Raw genomic sequence first — 17,700 nt, forward strand, 5'->3', positions numbered from 1 at the left:
GAGTTCGTGTGTCGGCGTGTGCATGAACCGCGGTTCAGACTATTTGCGCTGGTACGACAACGGAGCGTCGCGCGACGCTGTCTGCGCCACTCGCGCGTGGCTGAATTTCGGCGTCGGCCGCGCCGCGATGCGCAATTTCGGTGTGCTGATGCGCGCCCTGAAAGGCTGCGGAACACCGAACGAACTCGTCGACCTCGCCGAAAAGGAGGTCAGCTCAAGGTTTGTGATTTTTTGTACGGTAACTTGGACAGAGCGTGAACACCCGCGATTATGCTGCTTCGTCGATAAGGTTGAGGGGTCGGAAGCCGTCGCCTGAGATATCCGGCTCGGTCCAGAGGTAGTCGCCCGTCAGGCTGATGCGCCGGGCCGGATTTGGACGGCGCCATCGGAGGTTTGAGGCGCCGCGAGGATCGAGCAACGAGCTGCCGAAAGGGGAACGACAGTCGATAACGCCGGAGTTACGCGCGATTTGCGGTGACGCGAGCGCTCGCGATCTCTGGATGGCGGCATCGAAACGCGCGCCGCGGCGATCGCTCCCGTTCGGCGCGGGAATGCGTCCGTCGAAGTTCGCGGATACGGACGAGCGGTGATCCATCGGCCTCATGAGGTGTCGCATCTTTGCGTCGAGTGGCGCGGCTTCGAAGGACGCGGCAGAGGGCCGAGATCAACCATGCGGCCGCCGCAGCAGGGGCAGATGTCGATGCGCTTGCCGGTGAGCGTGGCGTAGCGCTCGCGATAATCGGCGGGCTCGGCGCCCAGCGGCGGTTCGGCAATATCGAGAGCGGCGCGGATTTTCGCGAGCTTCTGTGCGCGGCGAGCGTTGGCGAGAAAGCCGAAATGACGAATGCGCCGAAAGCCCTTGGGCAGGACGTGCATGAGGAAGCGGCGCATGAACTCGCCGGCGTCGAGGGTCATTGCCTTGGACTTGTTGCTGGCGCGATAATCTTTCCACCGAAAGCGCACGGCGCCGTCGTCGCACGCCAGCAGCCGTCCATTGGCGATAGCGACACGATGCGTGTAGCGGCCGAGATACTCAAGGACCTGTCGCGCGCCGCCGAACGGGCGCTTGGCGTAGACGACCCATTCGATGTCGTACGACGGGGCGAGATATCGCGCGAACGCAGCCGGCTCTCGCAGCGCCGAGAGATCGCCGAAGAACGTCAGATCGCCGGCGTCGGATGCTGCTGTCAGGCGCTCGAGAAACAAGCGACGATAAAACCGGGACAGAACATGCACGGGCAGAAAGAAGCCGGGCCGGCAAGCGACCCAGCCTCCATCCGGCCCGAGGCCGCCGCCCGGCACGATGCAAAGGACATGCGGATGATGCGTGAGAGTCTGCCCCCAAGTGTGCAGGATGGCGATCATGCCGGTCTCGGCGCCGAGATGTCTCGGATCGGCGCCGATGACGCGGATCGTCTCGGACGCCGCCTTGAACAGAATATCGTAGACGAGCGCCTTGTTCTGAAGAGCGATCGCAGCGATCGGCGCCGGCACGGTGAAGACGACGTGGAAATAGGGAACCGGCAGGAGCTCGGCGCGACGATCGACGAGCCACTGCGCGCGCGCGAGCCCTTGGCAATTGGGGCAATGCCTTTGCGACAACTGTTGTACGAGACGCGAACCTCGCCGCAGTCCTCGCACCGCTCGACATGCCCACCGAGCGCCGCCGTCCGGCACGTCTCGATGGCCGCCATCGCGCGGCGTTGGTCGAGCGACAGCCGGGCGCCTTGCGCCGCGCGAAACACAGCGCCGTAGCGGCGAAAAATATCGGCGCGCCGCCGATCCGGGATGGCGGCAAGGCAGGATGCGAGATCGATCGTCGTCATGGGGCAACCTCTGATTCGGGTTGCTCCCCATAGATTCAGACACTTCCAGGCATGAAAAGCGAAAAATAACATCAATTCATCAGACAAAGTATAGAGCGTTGAACAGCCCTGCTCGCCCATGCCACACGAGTCCAGACGCCGAGCGTTTCTTCGCATCCACTTCGACGTGCATGTAGAGCGGCGCCAGCCGACGTGGACGCGGTTTTTGTGTCGGAAACGTATCGAAACAGAAGCCGAGTCGTCCGCCGTTTCAATGAAAAAGCGGAACGACTTCATGCCCCGATGCGCCATGACCCGAATGGAGGAGCCCGACATGCCCTCGAGGCGCATGCTTTCACATGCGTGCTTTACAGATCAATTGCCGAAGCGATAGCTCAAGCCGAGCTTGATTTCTCCCTCGCCGGACTCGCGCCTCAACTTCACGCCGGGTGAAATCGGCGTGAAATATTCGCGTTGCGTCGGTAGACCATCGACGCGATATTCGATCTTGGCGCGCCATCGGTCGTCTAACGCATATTCAACGCCGAGGCCCAGCGTAGGGCCGACGACAATATCGTTGCGATGAGCCGCAAAGGCGCCCGAGTAGTAATGTCTCGAGACATCCGCGAGGAACAATCCGCCTGTTGCATAGAAGAGAATGCGATCGAAGGCATAGCCGACGCGGCCACGCATCGACCCCTGTAGGCCGACCCTGTCCACGACGCTGTCGCCGAAGACCGTCTCCGCCGAGCTGCGGGCGTTCGCGAAATTGATATCCCCGATGAGGCCGAACACAAGCGGACCGCTGTGCCAATCATAGCCTGCGTGTAGGCCACCGATTAAACTGTCGCCGTGAATGGTCCTCGACGTGAGCGTCGCTCCGGTCGGGACAAACACATTCCGCAGGCGGGTCGCAGTCCGCGCATAGCCGATCTGTGCGCCGACATAGAAGCCTTCGAACAGAAAGACAGGCGGCGGGGGAACGAAAACAGGCGGGGGAGGGACGAAGTAGCTGCGCGGCAAATCAGCGGCGTCGGCGGCCGTCGTGCAGAAAATCAGGACCAGGGCGGTGAAGCGGTGTTTACATGTCATCTGCTGTTCTCGGTGGAGAAGATGAGAGTAGGTATGCGTAACGGACCTTCCAGGCATGTGCGGTCTGACCGCTAAATGAAGTCTATGCTTGCTAGATTGCATGAACATTGCAGCGACAGCGTCGATTGCATAATAAAATCTCTTGTCAGATAGATTTTTAATGCAGACATTATTTTTCTCCCGTTCGCTCGAGGATCGTCATGCGCAATCTTTTCTGTTCCGCCATCCCCGCTTTTTGCCTTGTCTGCGCCCGCCTGCAAAGGGGCTGGGGACGCACACTTCTGTCGCATAGCGACAGGCGACATCGCCTCGTCTGAGCAAGGCCGCAATCTGCTCGCCGAATAACACGCCAACGCGCTGCCAACCGCCAGCAGCCGGGCAGTGACGCTAAACGGGATCCGCCATGTCTTCCGATACCATTCGCGCTGCATACGCGGCCGCCGCGCTCGCCTCGACAACCCTTCTTGTCGGCTGCGCTTCCGACATCATGAAGAATTATGTCGGCAGGCCGGTCGAAGATGTCATCATCGATTACGGCCCACCCTCCACCGTGCTCGAACTCGGCCGTGACGAGCGCGCATATCAATGGCGCAAGGTTTCAACCGATGTAGTGGCCGGCTCGACCAGCGGTGAGATCAAGAATACTTGGCGCGGCGCGCGCTACGAAGAAACGGTGACACCGGGTTATGTCCAGGAGCGGGAATGTTTCTACACATTTTACGCACGCGGCGGGGGCAAGGATTGGTATGTGACGAGCTTTCGCAAGCCGAGGCTCGAATGTGAGTGAGGCGTTCGAGCCTGTCGGAAAATCGCCGCAAGGCAGCCTCGGATATCCGCTACGGGCGGCGCCTGCGCGTGACGAGACGTGAGGGATACAATGCGCATTCTGCTGCTCGAAGACGAGCCGGAGATGGCTTCCGTGCTGAAATCGGCGCTGGGTCGCCGCCATATCATCGTCGACCATGTGGCGACGATCGCCGACGCCGAGGCGGCCGCCGCCTTCGGTCTCTATGACGCGCTCGTTCTCGACCGCCGCCTGCCCGACGGCGAGGGGCTCGATTTGATCCCAAAGCTGAGGGCCAGCCATGTCGATGCGCCGATCTTGATGCTGACGGCGCTCGGCGGCCTGGACGACCGTGTCGCTGGCCTCGATGGCGGCGCAGATGACTATTTGACCAAACCCTTCGCCGTCGAGGAGCTGATGGCGCGGCTCCGCGCCTTGAAGCGCCGGCCAGCAAACCTGCGTTCCGAGACGATCGTGATAGGCCGCCTCACCTATGATTTTCACCACCGCGAGGCGCTGGTCGGCGACAAACCACTGGAACTGCTTCGCCGCGAGCAACTGGCCTTGGAGGCGCTGGTTCGCCGCCCAGGCAGGGCGGTGCTACGCGCGACGCTGGAGGAATCGGTCTACGCCATGGATGACGAGATCGGCTCCAATGCGCTGGATTCTCATCTTTCACGGCTTCGCCGCAAGCTCGACGAGGCCCGCGCCGGCGTCGAGATCAGGGCGATCCGCAATCTCGGCTATCTCCTGCGCGCCACCTCATGAAAAAGTCCAATCCATATTCGTTGCAATGGGTGCTGGTGCGCAGGCTCATCCTGCTGCAGGCAGCCACGCTGCTCGTCTTCCTCGGCCTGCTCACTCTGGTGTTTTTCATCGCGCAGCCGCGTCTTGCTGTCGATAACGAGGTGGCTACGCAGCTGGTGGCGGGCGCCTTGGGCCGAGACGGCGATGGTCGGCTCATTTTGCGCGACACGTTTGAGCTCGAGAGCTTCCGCAAAAGCTTCCCCGGCCTTTGGTTCGTGGTGCGAGACGAAAAGAGCCAGGAGCTCAGGCGAGGCAATGTCCCTGCCGCCTATGTTAGCGGCGGCGACGAGCTGCTCAGACAAGTCGATCGTGCAACCTTGACCTTCGAGCCGGAATGCCCGCACCCTGCCGCTTCCTACGCCAATCTGGATTCGCCCGCGGGGCGAGTAGGCGTGCTGGCGTCTACTATCGCCTCACGTGACGAAAATACGGGCGTCGAGATCAATGTCGACCTGCATATCGATCTCGCCCGTAACGCTGATGGCAGCACCAACTGGCTGCGCGTCGGGCCGATCCTGGTCATCGTCACGCTCGTCGCGCTGCTACCGATCGTCACTGTCATGGGTTTCACGACGCTGCTGACAACGCCGGCGGTCGTGCGCCGTTCGCTCGCCGGGCTTGTCGCCACCGCCGAGGAAGCCGGCGCCATCGACATCGACAATCGTGCCGTGCAACTGCGGACCGAGGACGTGCCGCAGGAGATCGCGTCGCTGGTGCAGGCATTCAACCGTGCGCTCGCCCGCCTCGGCGAAGGCTATGAGAAGCGCAATCGCTTCCTCACGGACGCTGCACATGAACTGCGCACTCCGATCGCCATATTGCGCACACGCGCTGAATTGCTGCGCGAGGATCCGGAAAGCCGGCGCCTGCTGAAGGATATCGAGCGGCTGTCGCATCTAGCGCAGCAATTGCTCGATCGTCAGGTGCTCGATCATTCTACCGGCCCGCGCGACGTGGTCGATCTGGTCGATCTGGCGAGGATGCTCGCCGCCGATTTCGCGCCGCTGGTGCTGGAGGCCGGGTATGAGTTCTCGTTCGAACCGTCCGACGGCAAAGCGCCGGTCTGCGTCCGGCCGCAGCAGATCGAGCGCGCCGTGGCCAATCTTTTGCGCAACGCCATTGAGCACGGCGGCGGCTCGGGCTGCATCACTGTCGTGGTCGACGAAACAGGCGGAGTGGAAGTCCACGACGAGGGACCTGGAATCCCTCTCGACGAGCGCGAACGCGTGTTCGATCCGTTCTATCGACTACGCCCGCGCTCGAGCGGTGCAGGTCTGGGCCTGAGCCTCGCTCTCGAGATTACGCGCCTGCACGGCGGCGCCATCGAAATCCTCGACGGCGCGTGGATAGGCACACATATCCGGCTGCAGTTGCCTCTGGCGGAAGCTAAGAAGCCTGCCATCAAATCCAGTTGCGTCGCGCGAACCAGTTGAGCTCCGCACTGCGCTCGAGACAACCTGACGAGGATCCCTCATTTAGATACGACTCTCGACACGGCCGCATTCTTGGTGGCCGCGAAACATCAGGAAACCAGTCGATGCCGTGCGAGGAGCTATGCCGGAAAGTGGGTGATGACGGCGTGAGGAGAGCGGCGTAACGGGGTTGGTGTCCAGCCTGTCACGTTGCTCTTAACTGGGCTCTGCTTCACTCTCGGTGCAAATTAGCGGATTGTTGCGGTTTGGCTTGAGATGTCGCATCTTTCGGAATGAAAACATCAACTCGCTGGGCTCCTGCGCCAAATTTGCAGATTCTGACAGTCGAGCGTTTGGAGGCGGAATGGGCGGTCTCTCTGACCGCCGACGCGCATGCAATATGCCCAGCATGCGGGGTGCAATCGAATTCGCGGCATAGTTCCTATCATCGAAAGCTCCGCGATCTTCCCGCGCAGGGGACGCCAATCGACGTTCGAGTTCGCTTGACGCGCTGGCGATGCCGCAATCAAAATTGCGACCGGCGCATCTTCGCCGAACGCATTCCAGGGCCCGCAGCCCCGTTCGCGCGACAAACAACTCGCCTTGCGGGAGTTGTTCGCCTATTCGGGCATAGCGTCGGCGGACGGCCATCCGAAAGGCTGATGGGCCGCCTCGGCATGCGGGTCGGTCACACCACGATTTTGAGAGAGATTAAGCGAAGCGCACGCGCGGGCGCTGCGCCTGCCCATGTCAAAGTCGTCGGCGTCGACGATTGGGCATGGAAGAAAGGCACGAACTACGGAACGGTGATGGTTGATCTCGAGCGGCGACTGGTCGTCGACGTTCTTCCTGATCGCTCCGCGGCGTCGACCGCCGCGTGGCTCAGGGAACATCCCACTATCGAGATCATAAGCCGCGATCGCGCCGGGCTCTATGCCGAGGGCGCGCACGAAGGAGCCCCGCAAGCACGGCAGGTCGCCGATCGCTTTCACCTCCTGCAAAATTTCCGTGAGGCGGTCGAAAGGCATTTGATCCACCCTGGACCGCCGCTGAAAAGAGCAAGCGAGGTTGACGCGAATGGTTCGACGGGGCCAAATGCCAAGAATGGCTCTCGCACCGTTTCCGACGGCGAGAGGCATCGGCGCTCTACACAGCGAGCGGCGCGCGCCGCTCGCGAGGCCAGGTTCGAAGAAATCAAAGTTCTGTTCGAGGCTGGCAAGACAATCACCGCGATCGCGAGGGAATTGGGGCTTGGGCGCCGGCGAGTGGAGCGTTGGACGCGCTTTCTTGTTTTGCCGGAGCGCAACGTCATGGCGCCCACGGCGAGCACGCCCGCCCGTTTCGAGGCATTTCTGGCGCGGCGCTGGGCCGAAGCGTGCAGGTCCGTCCGCCAGCTGTTCGAAGAAATCAAGCAACAGGGATACGCGGGCTCCTACAGCAATCTGGCGCGCTTTCTCGCGGCATGGAGAGATCCCGACGGATCGCTCGACGTCGTCGCCGAAGCGCCTTTCGTTTCATCACCGTCAAAATCGGCGGCGTCAGACTTCAACGCGTGCGCGAAGGCGCCCGCAATCGATCCAATGAATGGTCGCCGTATTTCTCCGCTGACCGCAGCCGCGCTTTGCGTCAAGCCGCGGGGACAAATGACGCCGCGGCAAATCTGCATTGTCGATGCGCTAACGGCGGAGTCGATGGACTTCGCGGTGATGCGCCAGTTCGCGATGCGATTTCGCGGCTTATTTCGTGGCGGCTCGCTGGAAAAGTTGGACGAGTGGATATGGGACGCGACTTCTTGCAGCGTTTACGCCATGCGCCGTTTTTCGAAGACTCTGCGACAAGACATCGACGCCGTGCAAAATGCCGTGGTGGGGCCATGGAGCAACGGACAGACAGAACGGCAGATCAATCGGTTGAAAACGCTCAAGCGCTCCATGTACGGACGCGCGAGCATCGAACTCCTTGGTGCGCGGATGCCGCCTTTGCAGGATTCTAATTTGCACCGAGAGTGAAGCAGAGCCCGGAAACCGCGATAAGACGACCCATCAGCTATGGGCCCGGCATTGTTTCATTTATTCCCGGCCGGAACAACTGCCCCGGGTACAAACGAAAAGAGCATCCACACGGGCGTGCGGATGCTCCCATCGACCGGCAATCTATGAAAGCGAGCGGATCAGCCGCGGAACACCGGCGTCGGGCCGGAGCCGCGCTGTGCCGGCAGCCGCTCGCGCAGCGCCGCGATCCGCGCCTCGCCCTGGATCAGCGCCGCCTTGTTGGTGTGGACCGAATAATAGCCGGTCACCAGAACGTGCGGGTGCTCGATAGCGGATGCCACAACGAAGCGGGCGCCTTCGGCCGATGCCTGGAGCGGGATCGCCCCTACACCCTCGAGCAGCGCCAGTTCGCCGGTATGGACGACCACGTCGCCCACCAGCGCGCCGTGGCTGATCGCCAGCCACGCCACGTCGTGATCGGCCGGGGGCGTGTAGGTCCAGCGTTCGCCGGGCGCGAGCGTCACCAGCAGATAGTTGATCCCGGCCGGCGCCCGCACCGGGCTGACGGCGCCGTCAAGTTCGCCCAGGATCACCGTTGCCGGGCCGACCACCGGCATGTCCTGCGCCTCGATATACTGGCTGTCGACCGCCGCGTTTTCCAGTTCGGGCGGCAGCGCCAGCCACAGCTGAAAGCCCTTGATCTGCGGCGAACTGCCCTTCGACATTTCCTTGCCGTGCCACACGCCGCCACCGGCGCGCATCCATTCGACACCGCCATAGCCGATCGAGCCAGAGCCCGCGACGGGATCGTCGAAATGCAGGTCGCCTTCGGTCAGCACGGTGACGGTGGCGATGCCCGAATGCGGGTGGATCGGCATGTCGCCGATCGATGCGGCCTCGGGCGAGAACAGGTCGAGGAACACGAACGGCTTCAGCATCTGGCCGAGATCACCGGGGCTCATCAAGCGGATGATCGGGCGGTGGCCCTGGCCCGACGTCTTGTAGCGGACACGGCGGTGCGTGGAGATCGCGGCGGGTGCGTTCATGGCTGCATTCCTTTCATTGCGCCTCGGGAGCGATGCGCAAGAAATGCCGCAGCGAACGCCATCGTAGAAGCCTCTGATAATCGATTGCCGCCATCGGAGTACCCGATGGGGCATCGCCGCACTATTCGGCGTTCTGGGTGCAACGCTTCAGGCGCTCGATCATCCACCGTCCCGCTGGCCCCGGCGGGTCCGCGGCGCGATAGATCGCCGACATGGGCAGCGAGGCGCCGCCAGGCGGAATATTCTGGATCGACAGTTCGACCAGCCGGCCTTCCTCCAGATCCTGCCTAACGGTGTGATCCGGCATCCCGCCCCAACCGAGACCGCGCAGCAGGAACGCGTGCTTGGCGGCGAGATCGGCCAGCCGCCATGTCGATGGCGCCATCACCCCGAATTGCTGGCCGTCGGACAGGCTGGATCGATCGGTGAGGACGAGTTGCGTGTGCCGCGCCAGTTCCTCCGGCGGGATCACGCCGCGATGCAGGCTGAGCGGATGGGTCGCCGCCGCGACCATCAGCAGCTTGACGTCGGCGATGCGTTCGGCGGTGACATCAGGCGGAAGCACGGGCAACGAACCCACCAGAGCAAAGCCCGCCCTGCCTTCGAGCACCGGCTGCACCGCCGAGCCCAATGCCTCAACATAAAGCCGCAGTGGCGTGGAGGGAAACTCGGCGCCGAATTGCTCGGCCACATCCGCCACGACATCGATCGGCACGAACACGTCGATCACAGCGATCAGTTCGGGCTCCAGTCCCCCCGCCATGCCCTTGGCGCGAGCGCGCAGCTTGTCGAGCGCAGTCGCCACCGCGCGCGCGTCGGCGATCAGCGCCGCGCCTTCCGGCGTCAACCGCGGGTAGCGGCCGGTGCGATCGAACAGCGCCACCGACAATTGCGCTTCAAGATTGGCGATCGATTCGCTGACCGCGGACTGGGTACGCCGCAGCGCGCGTGCCGCCGAGGAGAAGCTGCCTTCGTTCACCACCGCGATGAACGTGCGCAACTGGCCCAGCGAAATGGCGTCGATCATCGGCACACTCCCACCATCGGGAAATTCGATGGTTTCGATCGAATAATAGAGGCTGCCGCGGCCGCCGCAAGCGTGCGATCTGGGTTTCGGCAGGGAGCGGCGGCGCTTCGATTTCCGCAGAACCGAAGCCGAAGACGCCGTCTTGCCCAGTAAAACGGTAATTGTGAATGTTACACACCATCGAAAGGGTCGGTCGCGTGCCAACCAGTTCCCGCTTCGTCGTTGCCGTCCACGCGCTTGCTGCCATGGCGGTGGGCGACGGCGCGCCGCTGCGATCCGAGGATCTGGCGGCGTCGGCCAATACCAGCGCGGTCGTCATCCGGGGGTTGCTGTCCCGGTTGCATCAGGCGGGGCTTACCACCTCGCAACTGGGCGCCGGCGGGGGAGCCTTGCTGGCGAAGCCGGCATCCCGGATCCGCCTGCTCGATGTCTATGCAGCGGTGGAGGATACCACGCTGTTCACGCTGCACCGCATGCCGCCGCTGGGCGGCTGCGCGGTGGGCGGGAATATCCAGGAAGCGATCCGCCCGGTGCTCGACCGCGCCCGCACCGCCATGGAGGCGGAGCTGGCCGGGGTGACGATCGCCGACATCGCCGCCGACGTCGCCCGCCTCGGCAAGTTCGCAGTCCCGCTCAAATGGGGCTGATCTGCCAGTAGAAGCTGGCGCGACCCTTACACTTTCAGCTTTCGGTTACGGCCAGCCCATGGGGCGCTGCCGTCCCCTTTCGCATGCCCCATTTCCTCAGGAGACATGACATGACTATCGGTATCATCGGATCGGGCGCACTCGGTTCCAACGTCGCCCGCGCCCTCGCCAAGAAGGGCATCCCGGCTATCATCGCCAACAAGCGCGGTCCGGATTCGCTCACGGCGCTGGTCGCAGAACTGGGCGAGACGATCACGGCTAGCACGGTGGCCGAGGCGGCAAGCGCCGACATCGTCGTGCTGGCGATACCCTGGGTCGCGCTGGAGGACGTGCTCGGCGGCCTGCCCGCCTGGAACAACCGCATCGTGATCGACGGCACCAACCCGGTCCTGTTCCTCGAACCCGGCTCGGCTGAAGCGAGCGATCCCACCAATCCGCTGGCCGCCTATGGCATCAAGGCCGTCGATCTGGGCGATATCCATTCGAGCGCCCTGGTCGCGAAGCTGGTTCCCGGCGCGCGCGTGGTGAAGGCGTTCAACCATCTCGACGTCAACGTCCTGTCCGAGCCGGAAGCCGCCGGTGGCCAGCGCGTGCTGTTCTATTCGGGTGACGATGCCGACGCCAAGACACAGGTTCGGGGCATCCTGGAGACGATCGGTTTCCTGGCGATCGATCTCGGCTCGCTGGATGTCGGTGGTCGGCTGGCTTCCCTGCCGTTCGGCGTGCTCGCCATGCACAATCTCGTGCGCATCTAAATCCCCACTCCCGCCGTTCCGGCCGGAGCGGCAGGCCTGGGCGGATTTCGTTGAAAAACTCGGCGACACGGCATCGGCGACCTCCGTTCGAGGCGTTTTTCAAGATTTGGGCAAGCGATCCTCGGCGGGATGGCGGCATGGGCCGCCATCGTGGGCGGCTTATGCCGCCATCGGCATGGTCGGCGGCCTCAGTCGAGCGAGCCTTCTCAAGTTCTGTGCGGTCGCGGCGAGCAGGAACTCGTCTTTGGCGCCGCACGGTCCGCGTAACCGCAAGCGCCCAAGGCGCAATATGCGCTTGAGATGAGCAAACAGCATTTCGACCTTCTTCCGCCTCTGACAGGCCGTTTCATATTCAGGTGTCCCAACGAGCGCTCGCGCAACGTCGCAGGAATCTTCGTGCAGATCGCGTGGAACCTTCCGCGCCACGGCGTTGGGGCAGCACTGCGCTTTGAGTTCGCAAACGTCGCAATCCTTTTTGCTAGCGCGGTAGCGGCGCGTGCCGTCTGCCGCAACTCCGGTTCGCGGCGTCGCGTAGGTGCGCCGGAACTGGACCAGCTTTTTACCCGCCGGACAGATATAGCAGTCGGCCTCGGCGTCGAACGCGAAGTCCGAACGCGAGAACGTGCCGCCGGTTCGCGTCGACTTGTCGAAAACGGGAATGTAGGGCGTAATCCGCTTGTGTTTGACGAGCCAGGCGAGATTGTCTGCCGAACCGTATGCAGTGTCGGCGACAAGATAACCCGGCTTCAGCCCGAAGCGCTCCTCCGTGCGCTCTACCATCGTTCTCGAAAGCGCCGACCTCGGCCTGTCGGATGGCGCGCGTCGCTTCGACGTCCACGATTACTCCGTGATCCGTATCGATCAAATAATTGGTCGCGTACGCGAAGAAGGCGTGGCCCTTATGCGCGCCGGTCCATTGCGCCGCGGGGTCCGATCGCGCGATGAACTTCGGCGTCACGGGCGAAGCAGCTCCGAATGCGGCGTCATCGAGCGTCGCAAGATATTCGCGCGCCGCGCGGCACGCGTCATCTTTGATTTCGGCGGGGTCCCATTCGCTGCTCGGAACGGAGCGTTGCTTGTTGGCGTCGGCAGCGATCAGACTTGCATCGACGGCGAAGCCGCCGGCACTGACAAGGCCTTCGGCCATGCAACGCTCGACGATAGATTCGAAGAGCTGGCGCAAAATGTCGCTCTCGCGAAAGCGACCGTGCCGGTTCTTGGAGAAAGTCGAATGGTCCGGGACCTTGCCGTCCAGCCCGAGGCGGCAGAACCAGCGATAGGCGAGATTGAGATGCACTTCCTCGCACAGGCGGCGTTCCGAACGAATGCCCAGGCAGTAGCCGACAAGAAGCATGCGGATCATCAGCTCCGGATCCACCGAAGGACGACCGGTGCTGCTGTAAAACGGCTTCAGCGCGGTGCGAATGCCGTCGAGATCGAGATGCCGGTCGATTCCGCGTAACTGATGGTCCTTCGGCACATGGTCATCGAGGCAGAAATCGTAGAAAAACCGGGCGGTTGCTGCCTGAGTCCCCATCATCGCCACATCCTCCGCAAATCAGCAGAGGAAGTGAATCACGAGCCCCGGCGCCCGGCAACGCCAGAGTTTTTCAACACAATCGGCGCATTGCAGACGCGGCGCCGTCCTTCCCGCTTCGGCCGGAAGGGCGGCGTTCGTCCGTGTCGTGCTGGGCTGGCTCTTCGGTGGCAAGCGCGCCAACGGCCTCGCCGATGCTCGGCTGGAAGCGCTGCGCCGCTACGCCGTGATGTGTGAATCGGCTCGACGCCTTGACCCCCAATCGGCAAGGGGGCACAAGACCAAGCCGTTGCCTGTTCCTATATATTCTTGTGGCCTCCACGCCGATTGGGGGTCAACGTGGCGCGCCGAATGACAGGCGCGCAAGCCACGCAAACTGGTGGCGATCGCGTTGGCCAACAAGAAGGCGCAGGCGGTCTGGGCCATGCTGACCAGGAAAGAGGATTACAGACAAGCAGACCCCGTTCCGGCCTGATCGGCAACGATCCGGTCCGGGCACGTCGGCGTGCGAGGAGGTCAGTGAACGGTAAGGGCAAAGCGATCGGTCAGGGCGGGCCTGGAAAAGCATGCGAGTCATCGAGCTTCAAAGCTCGCAGAACTGATCTGCACTAGGTCCGCGCTTCTCCATACCGGCCAGCGGTCTGCATCCGGCCGCAAGTAAAGGCCTGATACATGACCGCACCCGATCGTACGCCGGCGCCGATCAAAGACCACTTGCGTGAACGGGGTCATCCATACATGACCCGGGTTGAAGATGGCTTGCGAGTCAGTCGGTCGTCAGGTTTTGGTCTTCTCCTTTGCAGGTTTGTCCGCCTTCGCCGAGCTGTCCTTGAACCGGAAGCTGTCGTTTCCAGTTTCGAGAGCCCGTCAATTTCAAGGCTCCGAGGGCGCGGCGATGGGGATGAAATTGTAATCGGCGAAGATCGCCTGCGCGCGCGGCGTCATTAGATACAGAGCAAAACGGGCCGCCGCGGCCTGCTGCTCGGGCGCTTTGTCGCGCAATAGCGCCAGGGCGTAATCGGCGCGCATGGCGAGCGCCTCCGGCGCCGGCACGCTGACGAGATCTGGATCGGGATGCGTCTCCCGCCGGCTGCAATAACCGATGAAGAGATCGACCGTTCCATCGAGCAGAAACTTCTTTGTCGGCGCGGGGGCGCTTTGTCCGGCTCGCGCATTCGGCTGCATTGCCGATGGCTCCGGCGGGGCTCCACCCACGAGGGCTCTCGCTTTCGCTCGCAGGATTTGCTCTGCGCCCTTATGCGCCTTCTCGGCCCTGGCGAACAGAGCCATGGCGTAATCGCCGCCGGGATCGGCTTTGGGAGTCGACGTGCCGATCTTTGTCGCGGGATCAAGCATGTGGTCGAGAAGCCGGTCGGTCGTCAGCGCATGATCGGCGCGCGCCGTGGCGCAGAGCGTGTTGCGGACGAAAATGACCGGCGGCGCAGCCTTTCCCTCGGCAGCGAGCCGCTCGGGATGCTGCCGATCCGCGGAAAGGAAGAGACCGGCCTCATTCCCCTTTTCTATGCCCTCGCGCAGCAGGCCCGAAGGGCCGAAAACCATGGTGATCGTCTCGCCCGTCTCCTGTTGGTAGCGCGCGACAATCGCGCGCAGGGCGCCGCCGAGGCTGCCCGCCGCATGAATGTGAAGCGGAGGCCCGCCAGGAGCCTCCTCCGCCACGCATGGCGGGAACGGAGAAAGAAAGAGTGACAATGCGACGATGCGCCGGACTCGTGAGATCGACATGATCAGAGCTCCATCTGCATGGAAAGACGCAGCGTGCGTGGCGCGCCGAGTGTGCCCGAGCCGAAGTCCGTACTGTTGTAGCCGTTCTGGCCGGTCGGCGTGACATTGGCCCAATAATGCGCATTGGCGACATTGTAGACGTTGAGGCGCCATGTCACAGCGCGATCCAGCAGACGCGCGCTGTAACGTAGACCGAGGTCGGCGACGGTGTAGCCGTCGACGAAGGTCGTGTTCGCGTAATTGCCGGGCCTGTCGCTGGCGAAATTGATGTTGGCGTTCGCGGCGAGGCCGGGCGCGAACGGGATCTGATAATCCATGAGAATGTTGAATACGACATGGGACAGGCCGAGGATCTGCTTGTTGTTCGTCAGCGCCGAGCCGGTGTCGTAGAGCCTCGGATCGAGCAAGGAGAGACCGGCGAAAATGGTGAGGTCGTCGGTCGCCTTTCCCGAGGCGGTCAGCTCGACGCCGCGATTGATCTGCTTGCCGTTGACGCCATAGACATTGTTGACCGTGTAGGCGTAGGGTCGCTCGATCTGAAACAGAGCCGCTCGCAGATCGATCCGGTCGAGATCGATCTTATAGCCGAGCTCCCATTGCTTGGCGCGGAAGGGAGCGAGAACGGCCCCGGCGTTGGCGACGCCGTTCGGCGCCGTGTCGCCCTGCTGCAGGTTTTCCGAATAGGTCAGATAGGCGGTCTGATTGCGCATCGGCTTGAACAACAGGCTCGCCGTCGGACTCACGCCGCTCGTGTCATAAGCGCTGGTCGTCACGCCGGCGCTGTTCAGGTTTCGCGCGTTGATCCAGCTCTGTGAAAGAGCGAATTGCGCGCCCCAATGTTCGCCGAAGCCAATGACGTCGCCGACGGTGAGCGATTGCTGAAATGTTTCGACCGAAAGAAAGCGATTCTTGAAATCGGGAAAAGAACGGGCGGCAAACAGCGCCGGATTGGCGAGATTGGCGCTGCCGAGCGTGACGGCGCCCAGCACATAGGGGCGATAGCGGTCCCAGATGAAGCCATTATTGGCGAAGACGACATCATGAGAGACAGGTCCAGTGAAGAAGCGCCCGTTCAGGGCGGCCTGATTGCTGAGCACCGTGTCCAAGGAAAATGTGGTCGTCGCGGCCGTCGTCGTATAATTTCCAAAATTGTCGGTCAGCGTATTGGTCGGAACAGTCGAGGCGCGATCGTTGGATTGGCGCAAGAGGCCCAATGTCAGACGCCAGTCCTGATCGAAATCATGACGCAGCCTGCCGCTGAAGATCGCCGTCTGATTGTCGTCGCCCCAAAGGTCTGCCCATAGCCCTGCCGGGAAGGATCGGGCGCAGCCGGAAAAATCGTGGCGTTGCGGCCGAGCGTGAATGTGCCCGGCAGGTTTTTCGTCACGAAATTGTAGAAGCTCGCATTGGTTTCGAGCACGGTGCTCGGCGTCGCATGAATGTCGAAGGCGAGACTCGCCAGTTGGCGCTTCGACTGGCTGCCGTCGACATACGTATCGCCATTCTGCTCTAGCAGATTCAGTCTGTAGCCGAATCGGCGTTCGGGGTCGAGAAAGCCGCCGAGATCGGCGTGGCCGAGCCAGGCGCTTTGCGACAGATAGGAAAAATTGAATTCGCGCAACGGCGCCTCTGTCGGCCGCTTGAGGATGTAGTTGAATGTGCCTGCCGGATTGGACGGACCATAGATCGCGCTCGACAAGCCGTTCAGCACTTCGATGCGCTCGAATTGCTCCAGCGGATAATCGGTCGTCGCCGCGATATTCAGCCCGTCGACGCGCGTGTTCTGCACCACTCCCGCCTGCATCCCGCGCGTCTGCGGACGGATATTTTCGCCCTGCACCGAGGGAATGAGCCGAAAGGCTTCGCGCAGGCTGAGCAATTGCTGGTTCTTCATGAGATCGAGCGGAACGACGGTGATCGAAAGCGGTGTATCGACCAGGGCCCTGTCGCCGAACGGCCCGACATAGGCGTTTTTGACTCGATAGCCGCCTTCGACGGTCGCGGCGCTGGTCGGCGCGCCGGTCGCGGCGACATCGACGGTCGGGAGCTCGGTCGGCGCGTTCTGCGCTCGAACCGCCGAGATCGAAAGCGCCGCGAGACTCACGCCGAGCGCGGAAATGCCGAGCGCGCCGAATTGTCTCTGTTTCTGCGCAAAGAGCATAGGCGTCACGCGTCGAGCGCGTCTGCGGGGGCCTTCGATAGAAATGCCGGCTCTTTGGCCCATTGCGTTCGCTCCAAATCGTCGCCGATCCGGTGGCGGGGAATCTCGACCGGCGTCCGGCGCATCTGAAGTCGACGCATTATGTATTTCAATTACATAAATAATGCACTCCGCCGAAATATTGAGCATCGGCTCTCGTGAGCCGAGGCGGCCCGGCTCCGCTTTTCCGGCGCGGTGACCGGCTGGCTACGGCGCGAGCGGGAAGACTATTCGCCGCAGGCGCATCGCCACTCTCAAGGCATATGCCATTTGCGGGACCGCTTGCGCCGTCCCACCGGGGCGCCTTCTTCACGTTTGAGCGAGCGCATTTGCTCAACGGCACACGGGGTCGATCGCGCCCTTGCCACCCATCCCCACCGGACAGGCCGCGAGACGCTCGATCATCCAGCGGCCCGCCGGTCCCGGCGGGTCGGACGCCCGATAGACGACGGACATGGGTAAGGCGAGCCCGCCAGAAGGTATGTCCTCGATCGCAAGCTCGACCAGCCGGCCGGCGTCGAAATCGGATTGGACGGTATGACGAGGCATTCCGCCCCAGCCCAGTCCGTTCAAAAGAAAGGCGTGCTTCGCGAATAGATCTGCGAGGCGCCAGGTGGTCAGCGCAATGACTCCAAACTCACGCCCGGCCGTCAAGGCGGAGCGATCGGTCAGGACCAGCTGGACGTGCCGGGCCAGCTCCTCCTTCGGAATGACGCCGCTCCAAGCGGCCAACGGGTGGTTCGCTGCGGCGACCATTATCAAGCGCACGTGGGTCAGGCGCTCGGCGACGAGCCCGCCAGGCAGCATGGGCAAGGGTCCCGCGATGCCGAAGCTCGCGCGTCCGTCGATCACCG

Annotated in this window: 15 protein-coding genes and 3 pseudogenes; 8 read left to right on the forward strand and 10 right to left on the reverse strand. The window is 62.8% G+C overall.

Features of this window, described 5'->3' with window-relative positions; all coding sequences use genetic code 11:
- The first annotated feature begins 22 nt into the window (after positions 1-22).
- Positions 23-316 carry a hypothetical protein gene (locus EDE12_RS22550; RefSeq protein WP_134188268.1) on the forward strand — a complete coding sequence of 98 codons (294 nt, stop codon included), beginning with the start codon at positions 23-25 and terminating at the stop codon, positions 314-316.
- 284 nt (positions 317-600) lie between these two features.
- On the opposite strand, the gene EDE12_RS20125 is transcribed toward EDE12_RS22550, so the two are convergent.
- From EDE12_RS20125 to EDE12_RS20130, 3 genes and pseudogenes are all read right to left on the reverse strand, one after another.
- Entirely contained in the window at positions 601-1,677 is a 1,077-nt protein-coding gene (locus EDE12_RS20125; RefSeq protein WP_245511946.1) for an IS91 family transposase, read from the reverse strand.
- Positions 1,653-2,156: pseudogene (locus EDE12_RS22555) on the reverse strand (hypothetical protein); the annotation flags it as partial. The pseudogene EDE12_RS22555 and the gene EDE12_RS20125, both read right to left, overlap by 25 nt.
- 24 nt (positions 2,157-2,180) lie before the next feature.
- Entirely contained in the window at positions 2,181-3,005 is an 825-nt protein-coding gene (locus EDE12_RS20130; protein ID WP_083967348.1) for an outer membrane beta-barrel protein, read from the reverse strand.
- 295 nt (positions 3,006-3,300) lie between these two features.
- Here EDE12_RS20130 and EDE12_RS20135 point away from each other — a divergent pair, with 295 nt between their 5' ends.
- The 4 genes from EDE12_RS20135 to EDE12_RS20150 all read left to right on the forward strand — a co-directional run bounded on the left by EDE12_RS20135 (position 3,301) and on the right by EDE12_RS20150 (position 7,909).
- Positions 3,301-3,684, forward strand: a complete 384-nt coding sequence (locus EDE12_RS20135) for a hypothetical protein (RefSeq protein ID WP_024881626.1) — start codon at positions 3,301-3,303, stop codon at positions 3,682-3,684.
- Between the two features lie 90 nt (positions 3,685-3,774).
- Positions 3,775-4,449, forward strand: a complete 675-nt coding sequence (locus EDE12_RS20140) for a response regulator transcription factor (protein ID WP_024881627.1) — start codon at positions 3,775-3,777, stop codon at positions 4,447-4,449.
- The gene (locus EDE12_RS20145; protein ID WP_026598321.1) at positions 4,446-5,921 is read left to right on the forward strand and encodes a HAMP domain-containing sensor histidine kinase; all 1,476 of its coding nucleotides are present in this window, start codon (positions 4,446-4,448) and stop codon (positions 5,919-5,921) included. Before EDE12_RS20140 ends, EDE12_RS20145 begins: the two co-directional genes overlap by 4 nt.
- A 272-nt stretch (positions 5,922-6,193) precedes the next feature.
- The gene (locus tag EDE12_RS20150) at positions 6,194-7,909 is read left to right on the forward strand and encodes an ISL3 family transposase (protein ID WP_026598320.1); all 1,716 of its coding nucleotides are present in this window, start codon (positions 6,194-6,196) and stop codon (positions 7,907-7,909) included.
- A gap of 161 nt (positions 7,910-8,070) precedes the next feature.
- On the opposite strand, the gene EDE12_RS20155 is transcribed toward EDE12_RS20150, so the two are convergent.
- Together EDE12_RS20155 and EDE12_RS20160 are read right to left on the reverse strand one after the other, a co-directional pair.
- Positions 8,071-8,937 (reverse strand): pirin family protein, encoded by an 867-nt coding sequence (locus EDE12_RS20155; RefSeq protein WP_026598319.1) that lies wholly within the window; start codon positions 8,935-8,937, stop codon positions 8,071-8,073.
- A gap of 121 nt (positions 8,938-9,058) precedes the next feature.
- Positions 9,059-9,964, reverse strand: coding sequence for a LysR family transcriptional regulator (locus tag EDE12_RS20160; RefSeq protein ID WP_026598318.1), 906 nt, complete (start codon positions 9,962-9,964; stop codon positions 9,059-9,061).
- A 167-nt stretch (positions 9,965-10,131) separates the two neighbouring features.
- Between EDE12_RS20160 and EDE12_RS20165 the strand changes: the two genes are divergently transcribed.
- Complete coding sequence (locus EDE12_RS20165; RefSeq protein ID WP_245275736.1) at positions 10,132-10,611, forward strand: Rrf2 family transcriptional regulator; 480 nt, start codon at positions 10,132-10,134, stop codon at positions 10,609-10,611.
- Positions 10,612-10,721: 110 nt separating this feature from the next.
- Positions 10,722-11,366 (forward strand): NADPH-dependent F420 reductase, encoded by a 645-nt coding sequence (locus tag EDE12_RS20170; RefSeq protein WP_024881633.1) that lies wholly within the window; start codon positions 10,722-10,724, stop codon positions 11,364-11,366.
- 159 nt (positions 11,367-11,525) lie between these two features.
- Here EDE12_RS20170 and EDE12_RS20175 read toward each other — a convergent pair.
- A pseudogene (locus EDE12_RS20175) lies at positions 11,526-12,906 on the reverse strand (IS1182 family transposase).
- 355 nt (positions 12,907-13,261) lie between these two features.
- Between EDE12_RS20175 and EDE12_RS20180 the strand changes: the two are divergent.
- Positions 13,262-13,378: pseudogene (locus EDE12_RS20180) on the forward strand (IS110 family transposase); the annotation flags it as partial.
- A gap of 398 nt (positions 13,379-13,776) precedes the next feature.
- On the opposite strand, the gene EDE12_RS20190 reads toward EDE12_RS20180, so the two are convergent.
- From EDE12_RS20190 to EDE12_RS20200, 4 genes are all read right to left on the reverse strand, one after another.
- A complete protein-coding gene (locus EDE12_RS20190; protein ID WP_024881635.1) occupies positions 13,777-14,646 on the reverse strand; it encodes a substrate-binding domain-containing protein in 870 nt (289 codons plus the stop codon).
- A gap of 2 nt (positions 14,647-14,648) precedes the next feature.
- Positions 14,649-15,911: a TonB-dependent receptor gene (locus EDE12_RS22385; protein ID WP_348630688.1), complete on the reverse strand. Its 1,263-nt coding sequence runs from the start codon at positions 15,909-15,911 to the stop codon at positions 14,649-14,651.
- On the reverse strand, positions 15,863-16,807 hold the full coding sequence (locus EDE12_RS22390; protein WP_245275742.1) for a TonB-dependent receptor plug domain-containing protein: 945 nt from the start codon (positions 16,805-16,807) through the stop codon (positions 15,863-15,865). Before EDE12_RS22390 ends, EDE12_RS22385 begins: the two co-directional genes overlap by 49 nt.
- Before the next feature lie 372 nt (positions 16,808-17,179).
- On the reverse strand, positions 17,180-17,700 hold a 521-nt coding region (locus tag EDE12_RS20200), incomplete at its 5' end, for a LysR substrate-binding domain-containing protein (protein ID WP_245511947.1).

It is taken from the genome of Methylosinus sp. sav-2 (assembly GCF_004366495.1).
Classification (GTDB): domain Bacteria; phylum Pseudomonadota; class Alphaproteobacteria; order Rhizobiales; family Beijerinckiaceae; genus Methylosinus.